Here is a 17274-nt window from a genome sequence, read left to right as displayed (position 1 = left end):
AATCCGAAGACCTTCATCACTCACGCGGCGTTGCTCCGTCAGGCTTTCGCCCATTGCGGAAGATTCCCTACTGCTGCCTCCCGTAGGAGTCTGGACCGTGTCTCAGTTCCAGTGTGGCCGATCACCCTCTCAGGTCGGCTACGTATCGTTGCCTTGGTAAGCCGTTACCTTACCAACTAGCTAATACGCCGCGGGTCCATCTATAAGTGACAGCAAAACCGTCTTTCATCATGAAACCATGCGGTTTCATGTATTATCCGGCATTAGCCCCGGTTTCCCGGAGTTATTCCAGTCTTATAGGTAGGTTACCCACGTGTTACTCACCCGTCCGCCGCTAACGTCAGAGGAGCAAGCTCCTCGTCTGTTCGCTCGACTTGCATGTATTAGGCACGCCGCCAGCGTTCATCCTGAGCCAGGATCAAACTCTCCATAAAAATTTATGATGTTTGACTAGCTCATAAAAACTATTTGTTATAAAACGTTTAAAACGTTTGTTAATTTGGAATTAACGTTGACATATTGTCATTCAGTTTTCAATGTTCATTTTTTCGCGTTACAATAATCAATTATACCGCTTTTCATTTTTGAAGTCAAGCACTTTTTAAAATTATTTTTTAAAGAATGTTTGCCTTCGTTTTTTTCAACAATAACTATTCTATAATGTTCTTTGTTGATTTTCAATAGTAAAATTTACACTTTGTTAAAGTTTTTAATTCAAACTTTTACTTCTCAATGTTAAATTTACTGCGCCGTTTCAACGACCTATTCATCATATCAAGTCTTCTGTTAAGAGTCAATAAATTTCTTTAATAAAATTTGTATAAAATTACTTAATGTGCGTACGATTGCAACCAACAGCAACTATTGCCGTATAAGTGTAAATAGACCTAATGCCCTCTTACCCTTTGTGTGTAGTAATACTAGTATTCTACCGTTTTCTCGACCATTTTTTATTATTCCCATGTTAACACCACTTCATACTCTTGTAATATGAAGTGCAGCATATACTTTTTATTGATCTTCTGAAATCCTCTTATATAGTAAAAAGACCAAATGCATTCCGCATTTGGTCTGTTCAGCTTGTAATAATTTCTTATTCTTCTTTTTCTTGGCATTCTGGGCATAATCCGTAAATTTCCATTCTGTGATGAGAAACTTTAAATCCTGTTACATGTTGTGCTAACTGTTCGACTTCATGTAATTGAGGGTAATGAAAATCAACGATTTTTCCGCAATTTTCGCAGATTACGTGATAATGATTATGCGTATTAAAATCAAAGCGACTAGATGCATCTCCATAAGTCAATTCATTGACAATCCCTGTTTTCTTAAACACTCGCAAGTTATTATATATCGTAGCAACACTTATGTTTGGAAAATCTGGTGACAGTGCCTGATAAATTTCATCTGCTGTTGGATGAGTTTCACTGGAAATCAAAAATCTTAGAATGGCTTGTCTTTGCGGTGTAATTCTGATTCCGGCATTTCTTAAAGATGCAATAGAGTCCTCTAATTGATGCTCAATAGATTCCATTTCTGCACTCATCTAATCCACCGTCTTTCTACTTAATAATTATTATTACTTAATATTAATATAACGGTTGAAGCACTGAAATGTCAATGTTTGCACTTAATTTAATCAATAACCTTTAGTTAAATCAACCTTATTCTCAACTACATCTCCATCATTGAGAAAATGTTTGAAATTCCTAATAAATATTTGTGATGCTTCATTGAAATTTTCTTTACCATTGCCTGTGATATGTGCTGTAATACTTACATTATCCAGTTCATATAAAGGACTATCCTCTGATAAAGGTTCTTTTTCAAAGACATCTAAATAAGCATGTCTGATTTTATCTTCTTTTAAAGCATTAATAATTGTTTCTTCGGAAGCAATCGTTCCTCTTCCGATGTTAATGAACAATGCACTCTCTTTCATTGCATCGAATTGTTCTGCTTTCAATAAATGATACGTAGTTTCAGTTTCAGGCAAAACGTTAATGATAATATTTGCTTTAGGCAAAACCTCATTTAATGCATTTAATGGATAAGTCTCATCAAATCCATCTACTTCATGACCAGTAGTATTGATGCCGATCACTTTCATTTCAAACGCATTTGCAAGTTTAGCAATTTCTTTAGGAATATTGCCTGTACCTAATAGAAGGATAGTATCTCCATCTAATCGTCTGCCTGTTACTTTAGAATCATATACCTTATTATCTTGATTGCGTCTTGAAACTCTCATTTGTTTGTAATCGTCTAGAATATATGCAAACGCAAATTGACTCATTTGTTTTGCGTGGATACCTGATGCATTGGTTAATAAAATATCTCGCTCTGCAAGATATTCAAGCGGCAGATTATTCACACCCGCAGCATACCATGCAATAAATTTAAGATTCGGCATACCTTCAAAGAAAGCTTTATCAGCTTTACCGCTGTATCCGATCACAATATCTGCATCTTTTTTATCATCTTCGCTGATTTCATCTACATTCTTACGAAATACGAATTCTGTTTCTGGAAAAGTTTCTTCCAATAACTGCTCTGAGTCTTTTAATCTATTTAATGAAAGAACCTTCACTTGCTTCACCCCAATATTTCTTTTAGTTGATCCATTTGTTCTTTAACTTTTACTTTCTCGATGACATGGTCGATAACCCCTTCTTCGTCAACGATAAAAGTAGTTCTTACAATGCCCATTGATTCTTTACCGAAACTTTTCTTCAATTGGTAGACGCCTGTTGCTTCAGACAATTTATAATCTTCGTCTACTAATAAATCGAAGTTTAAATCATGTTTTGCGATAAAGTTTTGGTGTTTTTTCTTAGAATCTCCGCTGATTCCATAGACAGCAATATCTAAATCATTGAACATTGCCATGTTGTCTCGGAAATCGCAAGCTTCTGTTGTGCATCCTGGTGTATTGTCTCTAGGATAAAAGTAAAGAATTGCTTTTCTTCCTTTGATAGTTTCGTTAGTAATCACTTCTCCGTCTTGATTTTCTAATGCAAATTCAGGGAATTTGTCTCCTTTTTTCAACATATGCTCACCTTTTTCTTCTTATAGTTAATTATATGATACGATAGTAAGCGGAAATATTAAATTAAAAGAGGTTGATAAATAATGAATTTTACTGAAAGCGAACGACTTCAAAGTTTGTCAGATGAATATATCCTAGGCGGTGTCAACTCCCCTTCCCGCTCATTTAAAGCAGTGGGCGGCGGTGCACCGGTAGTAATGAAAGAAGGTAAAGGTCAATATTTATTCGACGTAGATGGCAATCGTTATATCGACTATCTGCAAGCATACGGACCGATTATTACAGGTCACGCACATCCGCACATCACTAAAGCAATTCAAGAGCAAGCAGCGAAAGGTGTACTCTTCGGTACGCCGACCGAACTAGAAATTGAGTTTGCTAAAAAATTACGCGAAGCCATTCCTTCACTTGAAAAAATGCGTTTCGTCAACTCAGGTACTGAAGCAGTGATGACAACAATTCGTGTTGCACGTGCGTATACAAACCGTGATAAAATCATTAAATTTGCTGGTTCATATCATGGTCACTCAGATTTAGTACTTGTTGCAGCAGGCAGCGGCCCTTCACAATTAGGATCTCCTGATTCAGCAGGCGTACCAAAAAGTGTAGCGCAAGAAGTTATTACTGTACCTTTCAATGACATCGAAGCCTATAAAGAAGCAATGGAACATTGGGGCGATCAAATTGCAGCAGTATTAGTAGAACCGATTATCGGCAACTTCGGTATGGTTGAACCGCTTCCCGGCTTCCTAGAAGAAGTCAATGAAATCACTCATCAATACGGCGGTTTAGTTGTCTATGATGAAGTCATTACAGCATTTCGTTTCCATTATGGGGCAGCACAAGACTTATTAAATGTCTATCCTGACTTAACTGCCTTCGGTAAGATTGTCGGCGGAGGATTACCAATCGGCGGATACGGCGGACGTCAAGATATTATGGAACAAGTCGCACCGCTCGGACCTGCATATCAAGCGGGTACAATGGCAGGCAACCCATTATCAATGAAAGCCGGCATTGCATTATTAGAAGTGTTAGAACAAGATGGTGTATACGAAGAATTGAATCGTCTCGGCAAAAAACTCGAAGATGGTTTAAATGAATTGATTAAAAAACATGGTATTACAGCTACTATCAACAGAGTCTACGGTTCATTAACAATGTACTTTACTGATGAAAAAGTAACACATTACGAACAAGCTGAAAACTCAGACGGCGAAGCATTCGCTAAATTCTTCAAACTTATGCTGAACCAAGGTATTAATTTAGCTCCATCTAAATTCGAAGCATGGTTCTTAACAACTGAGCATACAGATGAAGATATCGAAGAAACATTACGTGCTGCTGATTATGCTTTCTCTCAAATGAAATAAACTTGAAAATCATTCAAATTCAATGTATAACTTTATTATACGATTTGTTTTCAGTTGCCATTAAAACTGAGAATAAATGTGCATAAACAGGAATAAAGGAGCACAACAATTTGAAATTAGGTGCAAGAATTTTTAAAACTGGTATTGCTATTGTCCTGGCAATGTTAATTGCGTCATTTTTGCCTAAAAGTGCGGGTATTCCTACAGTTGCAGGAATCGGGGCAGTTGTTGCAATGCAGCCGAGCGTATTCCGCTCATACAAAACAATCAAAGAACAGTTTCAAGGTAACTTAATCGGTGCATTTCTATCCGTCTCCATGGTTAGTATCTTCGGTGATACTATCATTATTATGGGTGCCACAGTTATCGTGCTGATTGCTTTGCTCTTCCAATTAAAGCTCCAGCACGTGGCTACACTGGCTACTGTTACAGCTTTAATTATTATGGGGCAAGGCGGAGAGACTGGTAATTTCTATGCTTCTGCGTTTTATCGTTTCGTATTAGTAATGATCGGTGTTTCAAGTGCGTTTATTGTCAACGTTGCTTTCTTCCCGCCGAAATATGAAACAAAGCTCTACTATAATTCAATGAATGTCGCATCTGACATCTTCATTTGGATTAAATTAGTAATTAATGATACGACTGAGTTTTACCATGTAAAAGAAGATACTAAAAGCATTAAGAAACGTTTGAATAACTTGCAGCAGCTCTTTGATTATTATAAAGAAGAGCGTACTTTCTTAAAAAAGAATGCATTTGAACTAAACAGAAAGAAGATTGTCTTTAAGCAAGTTGTCCTGACGACAAAAAGTGCATACGATGTTTTGCGTCGCATGCACCGCTTCCAAAACGACTTGCACAACATGAGCGATAAACTTAAACTTCAAATTAAATTTGAGCTTGATGATTTAATGAATTCTTATGATCAAATTATGTTCAGCATTGCGCAAAAAGCAAGATATGACTTTGAGAATTTCCAAGCACCCATTGACATACCGCAAAAAATCGAACTCTTGGATGCATTTAAAAATGAATTGCATGAGCATCCCGGCACATCCGAATACTCTATTTCAAATGTCATGCAGATTATCTCTTCTATTGAAGAGTTCAGTTATGATTTAGAGCATTTAGATCGTCTAGTAATGAGTTATTTTGAATATCACCAAGATGATTCGAACATTGAAATCGATGATGAAGATTTAGACTTATAAAAATAGAGCAGGAGTTGTCTCATAAGGAGACAGCTTCTGCTCTTTCTTATTATAAATCTTGAATTGTATATAGATGATGATAGGCACCTTGTTTTGCTAATAATTCTTGGTGTGTACCAGTTTCAATAATTTGTCCGTTTTCAACTACTACAATCTTATCCGCATGTGTAATAGTAGATAAACGGTGCGCTACAATCAATGTTGTTCTATTTTCGCTTAAGTGTGCCAACGCTTCTTGTATAATAGCTTCACTTTCTAAGTCCAATGCACTTGTTGCTTCATCAAGGATAATAATCGGCGGGTTATTTAAGAAGATACGTGCTAAGGATATACGTTGTTTTTGGCCGCCTGATAATTTCACACCGCGTTCCCCTACTTCTGTTTCATAACCCTCAGGCAAGCTCATGATGAATTCATGTGCATTTGCAAGTTTAGCAGCTTCGACCACTTCTTCTTCACTAGCACCAGGTTTCCCTAATAGAATATTTTCTCTAATAGTATCTGAGAATAAAATGTTATCTTGCTGAACAAGGCCGATTTGATCCCTTAAACTAGATAACATAAAGTCTTTTACATTATGCCCATCTATCGCTATCGTACCTTCAGTCGCATCATAGAAACGAGGGATTAAATTGATGAGCGTTGATTTCCCTCCACCTGACATACCGACAAAGGCAACCGTTTCGCCATGATGTACATTAAGATTAATATCATCCAGCACTTTAGGTGCATGCGGATTATATCTGAATGACACATGATTCAATGAAATATTGCCTTCTGTGATATTAATCGGTTTTGCATTCGCTTCATCTTTCACATCATATTTTTCATCTAATAAGTTGAACACACGGTCCATAGACGCAAAACTTTGTGTCAGTGTTGTAAAGGATGAAACTAAACGGCGTAAAGGTCCGAAAAGTTGTTCTAAATAGCCGACAAAGGCTGCTAAAGTACCGACAGTAATTGAACCAGTTACTGCTAAGTAACCGCCGACACCAATAACAATGATAGGCCCTAAGTCAGTCACTGTATTAATAGCCGCAAACGAATACGCGTTCCAGCGTGTATGTTTGAACGCACGATGCAAGAAGTTGCTGTTTTTCTTATCGAAGTTCTTTGCTTCGTTTTCTTCAATCGCAAAACTTTTGATGACAGAAATTCCTTGCACACGCTCATGCAAGAAACCTTGTACTTCAGCTAAAGCTTGTGATCTTTGACGCGTTAATCCGCGCAATCTGCCAAAGAAATAATATACCGTTAAAATGTAGAACGGGAAAATGACCATGGCAGCGAGTGTTAATTTAACATCTAAGAAGAACATAATAGACAATGCGATAATAATCGTCACACAGTCCAGCCATATGTTCATCAGACCCGTTAAAATAAAGTCTTTAGTCTGCTCAACATCGTTAATCACACGAGAAATAACTTCCCCTGCTTTATTGTTGGCATAAAATCGTGCACTTAAAGCTTGTAAATGATCGTAAAGCCGCTTACGAATATCGTATAATATTTTGTTACTCGTCCACTGCGCTAAATATTGGCGCATGTATTCAATAGGCGGACGAATGACAGCAAATATTAAGAAGGCTATCCCGATTGCAATTCCTAAATGACTCAGCTTATCACTGACATTCATATTTTGGTTGTTAATAACATCATCAATCACATATTTGATTAATAATGGAATCAACATAGGGATACCGAATTTAATGATACCGATAATGATGGTTGCAGCTATCCGCCATTTATACGGTTTAACAAACTGTATATACCTGCGTATCATTGAGGCAAATCCTCCCTTTCTCTTCTTTTATGAAAACAAATAAATCAACGAGGCGAGACATTTTTTCAAGCAATGTCCGCGCCTCGTACAACCCTTATTATTCATACCATAGCTATTATAATTAAAAGCACAAGCTGTAATAAAGCAATCTGCTTTACTGACTAGCCTTGTCTTAATTTTTTATACCGATCTCTCCAGACTTTAATAAAATCAGGCGCAAACGGTCCTTTCTTTTGTTCAATCCATTGCTGTAAAATATCAACGTTTCTGCGTAAAATCGCATCAATATCTTTTGGATAATTCATTTGCTGCATATGCTGCTGATACTCATCTTCATCCAGCAAATGATATTTGCCGTTCGGATAGACTTTAATATCCAAATCATAATCAATATATTTCAATGCCTCAACATCACACACAAACGGCGAAGAGAGGTTGCAATAATAATAAACACCATCTTCTCTGAACATACAGATTACATTGAACCAATACTCCGAATGAAAATAAACAATCGCAGGTTCTCGCGTAATCCATGTACGGCCATCGCTTTCAGTCACAAGTGTGTGGTCATTGCCTCCAATCACAACATGGTCTGTCCCTTTTAAAATAGTTGTTTCGGACCAAACTCTATGAATGTTGCCATCGTGCTTGTAACTTTGAATTTTAATACGTTCTCCTTCTTTCGGTATGGACTCTTTTACCATGTTCCACACCTCCTCCTGGCTTTTTTTCACATTCTCAATTATAACATAACGCTATTTTAATCTCAGATAAGACTACTTAGATTCTAACGCATCTAACACTTTATGCATGGACGCTGGGAAATTAAATTGATCTCTGTCTTCTAACTTCATCCATGTGAAGTTCTCTGCTAATTCAACTTGGTCTGCATCAATCGTATCATCTACACTGAACACTTTAATATCCCATGTTAAGTGTGTAAACTGATGCTTCAATTTAAAAATCGGTGCTTCACTGATTGAAACATCTTGTTTTAATAAATCATAAACATCTTCTTCGCTATGCGCTGCTTCATACATCGGAAATTCCCACATACCATTCAACAGCTTTTCTGTCCGCTGCTCAATCAATAATTCACCTTGCTGATTTTTAATGACATAACAGTTTTGATGTATTGTTTTCTTTTTGATTTTCTTTGTTTTCACCGGCAAGTCATCAACTGTACCTTGTTCTAATGCTGCACAATGCGATTGCACCGGACATAATAAACAAAGCGGTGATTTAGGAGTGCAGATTAAAGCACCTAATTCCATCATGGCTTGGTTGAATTGTCCTGCTTGTGTCGCAACATACGGCCGCAATTCGTCCTCGAATTTCTTTCTTACTGACTGTTTAGTTGTATCACTGAAGTCATTATTCAAACGCGACCATACACGAAAGACATTGCCGTCTACGGTCGGCAGCGGCAAGTCGAAAGCAATACTCATCACAGCAGCTTGTGTGTACGGTCCGACACCTTTAAGCTGCTTGAACAACTCAGGATTGCTCGGAACTTGGCCGTTATATTTCGTTTGTACTTCTTGGATGGCATGATGGAAGTTGCGTGCACGGCTGTAATAACCGAGTCCTTCCCAATACTTCAATACTTCGTCTTGATGGGCATCACTTAAATCCGCTACTGTCGGGAATCGTTCTGTAAAGCGATGATAATAATCAATGACTGTTTTCACTTGTGTCTGCTGCAGCATGACTTCGCTGATCCAAATATAATAAGGATTCGTAGTTTCGCGCCATGGCATAGCTCTTTGGTTTTCATCAAACCATGAAAGCAAGTCTTTTTTAAATGAATTCTGGTCCAGCATATCTTTTAGACGCTCCTTTTTATTTGCTTTTAACTCATATATTTCAGTTGGATTTATTTTGTTATTACGTAATATGTTTTATACTATATGTAAGAATATTTGAAATGAGTGAACTATTATGGATACAGGAACACATATCGTCATGGGTATCGGCCTAACAGCATTAGCGATGCATGACCCTGCCCTGTCAGATCAATTCGGTGCAGCAGCGACGACTTTAATCGCCGGTTCATTGATTCCTGACAGTGATACTGTATTAAAATTGAAAAATAACGCTGCTTATATATCTAATCATAGAGGAATAACACATTCAATCCCTTTCACAATTTTATGGCCGATTTTGATAACCTTGCTGGTCTTCACATTCTTCAGTCATATTAATCCGCTGCATATCTGGCTATGGGCACAACTTGCGGTCTTCCTGCATGTGTTTGTGGATATATTCAACTCATACGGGACTCAAGCATTGCGGCCGTTTTCAAACAAGTGGATACAATTAAGTGTCATCAATACATTCGACCCATACATCTTTATCTTATGGTGTCTCGGTATTGTATTCTGGGCATTAGGATTTAATGCATTTTTAGTGTATATTCCAATCTTTATCATCTTGGTGATTTATTACATTGTACGCTTTATCTTCCGAGCGTCTATCAAAAAACGTGTATTGCGTATGGTCAGCAGTCAAGATAAAGCACATCTCGTCAAAGTGTTTGTGGCACCTACTATGAAATTTATGGAATGGCGTGTCGCTGTACAAACAGAAACACATGACTATGTGGGCCGCAGTTACGGAACAAACGTAGTCTTTGCGGACAAAGTAAAACGCCAGCCTTTCCCAGAAGAATCATTAATGCGTGTACTGCGCAATGATCCGAATGTCAAAGCCTTTCTAAACTTTTCATCTATTTACAGATGGGATACGCGCCAATTAAGCGATAACATCCAAGAAGTCCGCTTTATTGACTTGCGCTATCTCAATAAAGACCACTATTCTTTTGTGGCCATTGTACATTTAGATAAAAACTTAGAGATTACACATTCTTATACAGGCTGGGTCTTCAGCGAACAGAAATTAATGAAAAAACTTTATGCACACTAAAGAAAATAACGAGAATGAAAATGTTCAAACGACATTTTCATTCTCGTTTTTATATTCAATCTCTCTTAATGATCGAAATTATTTGCTTTTACCTTGTCAGGTTCTGCTGTATTTTTCAAATGAATCGAACGATGCGTTGTCATTCTGAATTTTTCATAAGCAATATGCGGTCTTAAAATATAAAGCAACAGACTCCAAATACCTAACCAGACAATAAAGAAAAAGTGATATGGAATATTGCCTAAACTGTTAATACCGATAATCACCGCTTCTTCAATTCCAGACACTAAGTAAAACAACGGATTCAACATAAGAATATGCATCCACCATGTCTTATGTTCAGTCGGTATGAAGATAATCGGCACGATAAAGAACATCACCGCAAAACAAACATACATCGTTATATCGAATACTTTGTACTTGCTGATCATACGGATTAATCCCAACACTTGAGAAACCAAGATAACAAACAACATCCACATTACCCAATAGAAACCGATGGCCCAAAATGAACTGTCTAAATTCACAGGTTTTACAAGTACGACAAGCCCAATTGAAAGCAATAAACCGATTGAGAAAATAACAGTATAGATAATACTTTTAAACGATGTGACATAATCAAAGTTCTTATACTCATAATAATCTCTGCGATAACGCATCGTATTAAAGTACAATGTGACAAGTGTCCAAGATAATGTGATGAAACCAATATAGCGGTAATACCATACGGCTTGTGTTTCTTCTGTCGAATTATTAAGCTTCAACATCAGCAGCATCAAAAGCAATAATATTATGGAACAGCCCAACGGTATAACAAACCATTTCCAATTCCGCTTCAAACTGCCGCTTAAATGTCTCAGCATTTGAGGCAAGCTATAGTAAAAATTTATAATTTTATCTAACATTTCGTCTCACCTACAATTCTATATAAATCCATTTATTGTCTTTCATGTCCGCAATGAAGTAGCCTTTACCTGATTTCGTTACCCAGTAATCGCCTTGAATTCCGAATTTATCTTTCAATTTATCTTTTTCAACAATCGGGAATACAAATCCTGTTAAATGATCGGAATCATTAAACAGTAAATCCACCGGCTGCTGCGTGACAGGTGCGACAAAACGCTGATCCTTTTCAGGCACTAAACTTTTAACTGCTTTCTTATGTGATTGGCCGATATGGCTGTTATAGAAATCCACATAGTTGATATAATTGTCCTTCATATAATCTTCTAATGTTGATTTGCTGTGGCGTTCATAAAGCGCTGCCGGATTGAAATGATACAGTTTATTTTTACCTGTTACATATTCTTTGTCATCGACGACAATTTTATAGTTATTATCATTTTCCCCAACGATTGTCACAAACGCATATTTCGGCAGGTTGAGCTTTGTATTGCCTTCCCCTTTGACTTCCAAATTATTTTTGGTCACTAGGCCATACGTTAAAGTTTCGTTGAAGACACCTTTTTGATTCGATTGCAATTTGCTTTGTTCCGTATTCTGTGCAAAATGGACAATACCTAAATTATTGAATAACAGCACAGCCATGAACACGAAACCGACTAATAAAACAATACTCCACCCTATAACACGCGCTAAGAAAGGTGTCGGTTTCGCATGTTTGTACCGTTCTACACGCTTAAAGTTATAAGTCATTTCCGGAATGCGTGTACGTTTCTTTTTCCAATCCACATCAAAATGTGCTTTTTCCTCTTCTGTTTTTAACGATTGACGATCACGTTCATGTTCTTTGAACGCAGGCAAGACTCTGCTCAACGGTCCTTCCATACGTAATTGGCCATGTGAAATCCACACTGCATAGTTGCATATCGTTTGAATCACATTCAGATTATCATCGATTGTAATCATGGTCTTTTCATCATCTATGTAGTCTTGCGATAACTTAGAGGCTTTTTTCAAAAAGGCTTCGTCTAAATAATGCAAAACATGGTTGAAAATGATAATGTCTGCTTTTGAAGTACGTGCCAAGCTGACGATAAGCTGGGCATATTGCTGATCGGTTAGTTGATAAACAACTTTATCTTTCACTTCAAACAAATCCGCATAACGCAATATTTGTTCCACTTTATGTTCGTTTACCGAGTATGTAAATAATTCGACTGCATTTTGAACAAAGGCTGAAACCGTTTCTTCGTGCAGATGTTTATCTTCAATATCCCCGAAATATAAACTGCCGTTACGTTTGATACGCCCCTTATCCGGTTTGACTTCACCTGCTAAAATTCTGCCGATTAACGTTTTTGAAGCGCCCGGTTCTCCGATAATTCCAAGCGACTCTCCTTGATAAAGGTGCAAAGAGACATTGTTCAACTCAATATCTTCAGCATCATAACCATATGGGAGATACCATTTTTTTCTATTCTTTTTTCGATAATAGTGTGTGATATTCAGTAATTTTAATACAATTGAACTCGCCATTTAACCTACATCCTTCTAAAGTTTTAATAATGCGACTGGGATGCCTTGTTCGCTTTGCCCGCTGTGCAGGATTTTTCCCCCAAGCAAAGACACCTTTAAAACGATCTACACGCATATAACGTTTGGTACCGTCATTCAATTCATAAATTTTACCGAATTCAATTTTATCTTTATCTACTAAATAACTTTCAGCTATGATGACTTTTGTACGGTAAACATCATACTCATTTAAGATTCCATTCATTTCTGCTTTACGCATCTTTTCTTTATACTTTTGTATTTCATTTAAAATTTCGCTTTTTGTCATATCGCTTAAACTTTTCTCAGTCATCACTAATCCCGCTTTCTCTTAATTTATCTTTAATTGTATCATACTCATAGCCTTTTCTGAGAAGTGCTTCTGTCGTTTTCATAACAAGCTGCTGTCCGCTGTATTTGCGTTCGTTCTTTCGATATACCTTTTCTAATTCCTTTTGAAGCAATGTATCAACTTCATCCGCATCCGGTTCGAAATCCAATGCTTGCATCGCTTCATTGACAATCTCGAATGAATAGCCCTTTTGAAGCAGTGATTGTTTCACTTTATCTGAACGGCGTTTCATTGGTCCTTTTTTCTGATGCATCAGCTTATCCGCAAGCGCAATAATATCCTCAAGCGGCTGTTCTTGTTCGTAGCGTTCCCCGTAATCTTCAATCAACGCTTTTTCAATGCCGGCTTTATATAGTTTTTGCTTATAGATTTCCGGTCCTTTGTCTGTGGTGCGGATCATAGTGTTTTTTAAGCTCTCCGCATAATCTTCATGATCGATATAGCCTTCTTTATGACAATAGGCAATGACTTCTGCAATCGCTGTTTCATTGATTTCGTGTTTTTCCAAATGCTGCACAACTTCTTGTTCTGTTCTTTTGCGGTAAGACAGATAAGCAACAGCATGATGCAGACCTAAACGGTAATGTTCATATTTTTGAATATGCATCATATCTTCTGCGGTGAGGACATCACCTTTTTTCAAATTAAAATGCACCAAAGTATCCATATCAATACCCATTTCAAAGGCACCATCTAAAAATAAGTTGAAGCGTTCTTTATTTTTCTTTTGAACTTCAATCATAGTAATCTTAGGCATTGTCTCACCTCATTTCTGTACGTTGTTAAAAGTATTCGTCCTTTATTGTAAAACAAATACGGTCACATTTATAGCGTTATACCCCTTGTATAACAAAGAAAATGAAATCTTCACTTGTCCTAACAAAACTTCATTTCATATTAAAAAAGGCAATCCGGATGATATTATCCGGTTGCCGAAATTCAGACACCTAATTGTGCGAGTGCCGTTTTATATTGTTCATCGTTGATGTAGCCTTGTTGCTTCATTTTCTCTAAATTGATTTTGACGCGATTGATATAATTTTGCGACATGTTGTTGACATCATATACGCTCGGTGCATTGATTTTACTTGCTAAAATTGCACTTTGCAGTACAGAAATGGTCGGCATGTGTTGACTATTCTTAACTGTCGTTGTACCGAAATAATGGTTTGCGGCACTTTCAACCGTATATTGGTTATCGCCGAAATAAATATTATTGACGTAAAAACTCAATATTTCTTCTTTCGAATACGTCCGTTCCATACGGCTGGCTACTAAAATTTCTTTTACTTTTCTGGTGAAACTTTGTTCATTTCCATAATAATAATTTTTAACAACTTGCTGGCTGATGGTACTGCCGCCTTGTACCGATTGATCGCTGAGTGTCGTAAACAAGGCTCTGAAAATACCTTTGACATCAAATGCGCCATGATCATAAAAGCGCTCATCTTCCATTGCGATAAATGCACCTTTGGTGTATTCAGGCATATCATTAATCGGTACGAATGTGGATTTATTTTCAATTGTTTTTAAATCTTCGACATTTGCACGAGAAGATAATGCATACATCGCACCTAAGAACAGTGCAATGATGATAATCAGTCCTAATAAAATTTTTAAAAATAACCCTTTGCTTTTTCTCTTCCTCGGCGGTGTGCCTACGGGTTGATAATAAGTATTATAATGGGGTGTATTCTGTGTGCCATTTCTAGAATCGTGATTAGATCTAGACAGCCTTTCGCTTCGTTTCATACACAGATCTCCTCAATCATATTTTTTGTAATTCACACATATTATAATTGAGAAACGCTTGATATGAAATAAGAATTATACGATTTTAATCAAAATCAGTCTTGAGTAGTAGCCAGAAATGAGGCAATTTATGTAAAAAAACCGAGGCAGCTTCAACTGCCCCGGCAAAAATTTATTTATTACTCATCATTTTTCTTTAAAGTGTCAACAATTGCTTTGTTGAAGTCATCTAAATCATCAGGCGTACGGCTTGTTACTAAGTTTTTATCAATTACAACAGATTCATCTTTAACAGTTGCGCCTGCGTTGTCCAAGTCTTTGCGTACGTTTAATACTGCAGTTAACGTACGGCCGTTTAAGTCGTCAGTATCGATTAATACTTGAGGACCGTGGCAAATTGCAAAGATTGGGTCGTCTTCTTTGATAAATGCTTTAGCAAATGTACCAAATCTGCCTTCTACATCTCCGCGAAGATGGTCTGGTGAGAATCCGCCAGGGATTAATAGACCTGAATAATCGCTTGGGTCAGCTTCTGCAATGCCGACATTTGCTTTTGCTTTTGTACCATGTTTACCGACAAGTTCTTCGCCTTCTTCAGATCCGACAATAACTGTTTTGTAGCCTGCTTCTTCGATAGCTTCTTTTGGACTTGTTAATTCAATATCTTCAAAGTCGTTACCTAAAATAATTGCTACGGGTTGTGTCATTATTTAATCACCTTTCTCTAATTAACAATAATATATTTATCATTTTCGTTTTCATCGATTATATATATTGTATAGACGAAAGCCGCAAAGTTTAAACATAGCACCGCAATAGGCTTTATTTTTCGCGTTGATACAATTTCACTTTTTCTTCTAATTGGTCTAATAAACCAATCCACTCATCTACATCTTCAACGCTTACTTTATCAGGATCTACATGATCGATTTCCTCTACAAATTCAGATAATCTTGTTTTGACGTTGCTGATTAAATCATTTTCACTCATATTCATGGTAATCTCCTTTTTTAAAAATATAATAATATCTTAACATGCAATTGACAAAATTCACTAGAGTATTAATAATATGAAATGACTAAAATATTTTGGGAACTAGCACTTCCACTTCACATTACCCCTTTTTTAATAGGAAATACATTCAATAGAAAGAAGGCAAAACTAATGATTGGCCCAACTACTCAAACGAAAAAGCCGATTACAATTCAAAATGATCCATGGGAGGCATATAACGATGTCGAAGCATTCGGCAGCTTGGCATTAAGCAATATCGAGTTTACAACAACAAACTTATGCAATATGCGCTGCAGCCACTGTGCTGTAGGTTACACACTGCAAACAAAAGACCCTGACCCATTGCCGATGGACTTGATCTTTCGCCGCTTAGACGAAATTCCAAACTTGCGAACATTGTCTATTACCGGCGGTGAACCGATGTTTTCTAAAAAATCTATTCGAAATGTCGTTAAACCATTACTTAAATATGCAGATCAGCGCGGTATTTATACGCAAATGAATTCCAACTTGACGCTGCCTCAAGATCGTTATTTAGATATTGCTGAATACATAGATGTGATGCATATTTCGCATAACTGGGGCACTACAGATGAATTTGCGAATGTCGGTTTCGGCGCTATGGAAAAACAACCGCCGCTTAAAGCAAAATTGAAACTTTATGAACAAATGATTGATAATGCGCGTACATTATCTGAACAAGGAATGTTTGTATCAGCTGAAACAATGCTGAACCAAAACACTAAACCTTACCTTGAAAAAATCCATCGTGAAGTAGTCAACGACATGAAATGCAGCAGACATGAAATTCATCCGATGTACCCTTCTGACTTCGCGAGCGAATTAAACGTATTGAGTCTGCAAGAAATCAAAGATACCATCCGTTATTTATTAGAAATACGCGATGAATCTGTATGGATGTTATTTGGTACATTGCCGATTTATCCATGTATGTTAGATGAAGACGACAAACAATTGTTCAATCAGCTGCATTCAGCAAAAAATGTGACATTGCGCAACGACCCTGACGGCCGCAGCCGATTAAATGTCAATGTCTTCACAGGAGATGTCATTGTGACAGACTTCGGTGACGAGACTGGTTCTATTTCAAATATCAAAACAGATCGTTTAACTGATGTATTTGATAAGTGGCTGGCTTCTGACTTAGCACAAAGCTTAAACTGCCACTGCAGTCCTGTCCATTGCTTAGGCCCTAACTTACTTGTGAAAAATATGTATTATCCTGATACAGATTTTCGTGAAAATGAAAAGAAAATGCATCAGAAATTCAAAGCTGAAGGTTATCAATTATAAAATAAACTTTGCACAATAACCTTTAACAGCTATAAAAATAA

At 37.0% G+C, this 17274-nt stretch carries 16 protein-coding genes, 1 rRNA gene and 1 pseudogene; 4 read left to right on the top strand and 14 right to left on the bottom strand.

Annotated features, from left to right (window positions below; all coding sequences use genetic code 11):
• The 4 genes from C7N65_RS09740 to bcp form a co-directional block, all read right to left on the bottom strand.
• A 16S ribosomal RNA gene (locus C7N65_RS09740) occupies positions 1 to 434 on the bottom strand; the annotation flags it as partial.
• 659 nt (positions 435 to 1093) lie between these two features.
• On the bottom strand, positions 1094 to 1546 hold the full coding sequence (perR, locus tag C7N65_RS09735) for a peroxide-responsive transcriptional repressor PerR (RefSeq protein WP_105994289.1): 453 nt from the start codon (positions 1544 to 1546) through the stop codon (positions 1094 to 1096).
• 93 nt (positions 1547 to 1639) lie between these two features.
• Positions 1640 to 2590 carry a phosphoglycerate dehydrogenase gene (locus C7N65_RS09730; RefSeq protein WP_199790680.1) on the bottom strand — a complete coding sequence of 317 codons (951 nt, stop codon included), beginning with the start codon at positions 2588 to 2590 and terminating at the stop codon, positions 1640 to 1642.
• Positions 2591 to 2595: 5 nt separating this feature from the next.
• Entirely contained in the window at positions 2596 to 3051 is a 456-nt protein-coding gene (gene bcp, locus C7N65_RS09725; RefSeq protein WP_105994287.1) for a thioredoxin-dependent thiol peroxidase, read from the bottom strand.
• Between the two features lie 81 nt (positions 3052 to 3132).
• Here bcp and C7N65_RS09720 point away from each other — a divergent pair, with 81 nt between their 5' ends.
• Together C7N65_RS09720 and C7N65_RS09715 are read left to right on the top strand one after the other, a co-directional pair.
• Positions 3133 to 4422: a glutamate-1-semialdehyde 2,1-aminomutase gene (locus C7N65_RS09720; protein WP_105994286.1), complete on the top strand. Its 1290-nt coding sequence runs from the start codon at positions 3133 to 3135 to the stop codon at positions 4420 to 4422.
• A gap of 110 nt (positions 4423 to 4532) precedes the next feature.
• A complete protein-coding gene (locus C7N65_RS09715; RefSeq protein WP_105994285.1) occupies positions 4533 to 5633 on the top strand; it encodes an FUSC family protein in 1101 nt (366 codons plus the stop codon).
• A 49-nt stretch (positions 5634 to 5682) separates the two neighbouring features.
• On the opposite strand, the gene C7N65_RS09710 is transcribed toward C7N65_RS09715, so the two are convergent.
• The 3 genes from C7N65_RS09710 to mutY form a co-directional block, all read right to left on the bottom strand.
• Positions 5683 to 7419, bottom strand: a complete 1737-nt coding sequence (locus C7N65_RS09710; RefSeq protein ID WP_105994284.1) for an ABC transporter ATP-binding protein — start codon at positions 7417 to 7419, stop codon at positions 5683 to 5685.
• Between the two features lie 161 nt (positions 7420 to 7580).
• Positions 7581 to 8123 carry a DUF402 domain-containing protein gene (locus tag C7N65_RS09705; protein ID WP_105994283.1) on the bottom strand — a complete coding sequence of 181 codons (543 nt, stop codon included), beginning with the start codon at positions 8121 to 8123 and terminating at the stop codon, positions 7581 to 7583.
• 72 nt (positions 8124 to 8195) lie between these two features.
• On the bottom strand, positions 8196 to 9242 hold the full coding sequence (gene mutY, locus C7N65_RS09700; protein WP_105994282.1) for an A/G-specific adenine glycosylase: 1047 nt from the start codon (positions 9240 to 9242) through the stop codon (positions 8196 to 8198).
• Positions 9243 to 9360: 118 nt separating this feature from the next.
• Here mutY and C7N65_RS09695 point away from each other — a divergent pair, with 118 nt between their 5' ends.
• A complete protein-coding gene (locus tag C7N65_RS09695) occupies positions 9361 to 10344 on the top strand; it encodes a metal-dependent hydrolase (RefSeq protein WP_105994281.1) in 984 nt (327 codons plus the stop codon).
• Positions 10345 to 10409: 65 nt separating this feature from the next.
• Here the strand turns inward: C7N65_RS09695 and C7N65_RS09690 are convergent, their stop codons facing one another.
• The 7 genes and pseudogenes from C7N65_RS09690 to C7N65_RS12555 form a co-directional block, all read right to left on the bottom strand.
• Positions 10410 to 11249, bottom strand: a complete 840-nt coding sequence (locus C7N65_RS09690) for a hypothetical protein (RefSeq protein ID WP_105994280.1) — start codon at positions 11247 to 11249, stop codon at positions 10410 to 10412.
• Positions 11250 to 11259: 10 nt separating this feature from the next.
• Positions 11260 to 12783, bottom strand: a complete 1524-nt coding sequence (locus C7N65_RS09685; protein ID WP_105994279.1) for an ATP-binding cassette domain-containing protein — start codon at positions 12781 to 12783, stop codon at positions 11260 to 11262.
• Between the two features lie 15 nt (positions 12784 to 12798).
• Positions 12799 to 13114, bottom strand: a pseudogene (locus C7N65_RS09680) (YfhH family protein).
• Positions 13107 to 13910, bottom strand: coding sequence for a recombination regulator RecX (recX, locus tag C7N65_RS09675; protein ID WP_105994278.1), 804 nt, complete (start codon positions 13908 to 13910; stop codon positions 13107 to 13109). Before recX ends, C7N65_RS09680 begins: the two are co-directional and overlap by 8 nt.
• Positions 13911 to 14092: 182 nt before the next feature.
• Positions 14093 to 14905: a monofunctional peptidoglycan glycosyltransferase SgtB gene (gene sgtB / locus C7N65_RS09670; RefSeq protein WP_105994277.1), complete on the bottom strand. Its 813-nt coding sequence runs from the start codon at positions 14903 to 14905 to the stop codon at positions 14093 to 14095.
• Positions 14906 to 15084: 179 nt separating this feature from the next.
• Positions 15085 to 15612 (bottom strand): type 1 glutamine amidotransferase domain-containing protein, encoded by a 528-nt coding sequence (locus C7N65_RS09665; protein ID WP_105994276.1) that lies wholly within the window; start codon positions 15610 to 15612, stop codon positions 15085 to 15087.
• 115 nt (positions 15613 to 15727) lie between these two features.
• Positions 15728 to 15895, bottom strand: a complete 168-nt coding sequence (locus tag C7N65_RS12555; protein WP_162912128.1) for an SE1561 family protein — start codon at positions 15893 to 15895, stop codon at positions 15728 to 15730.
• Between the two features lie 174 nt (positions 15896 to 16069).
• On the opposite strand from C7N65_RS12555, the gene yfkAB reads away from it, so the two are divergent.
• Positions 16070 to 17233, top strand: coding sequence for a radical SAM/CxCxxxxC motif protein YfkAB (gene yfkAB / locus C7N65_RS09660; protein ID WP_105994275.1), 1164 nt, complete (start codon positions 16070 to 16072; stop codon positions 17231 to 17233).
• Positions 17234 to 17274 lie beyond the last annotated feature (41 nt).

It is taken from the genome of Staphylococcus simulans (genome assembly GCF_002994445.1).
GTDB classification, from domain to species: domain Bacteria; phylum Bacillota; class Bacilli; order Staphylococcales; family Staphylococcaceae; genus Staphylococcus; species Staphylococcus simulans_B.
This window is presented reverse-complemented; position numbering and strand designations above follow the sequence as displayed.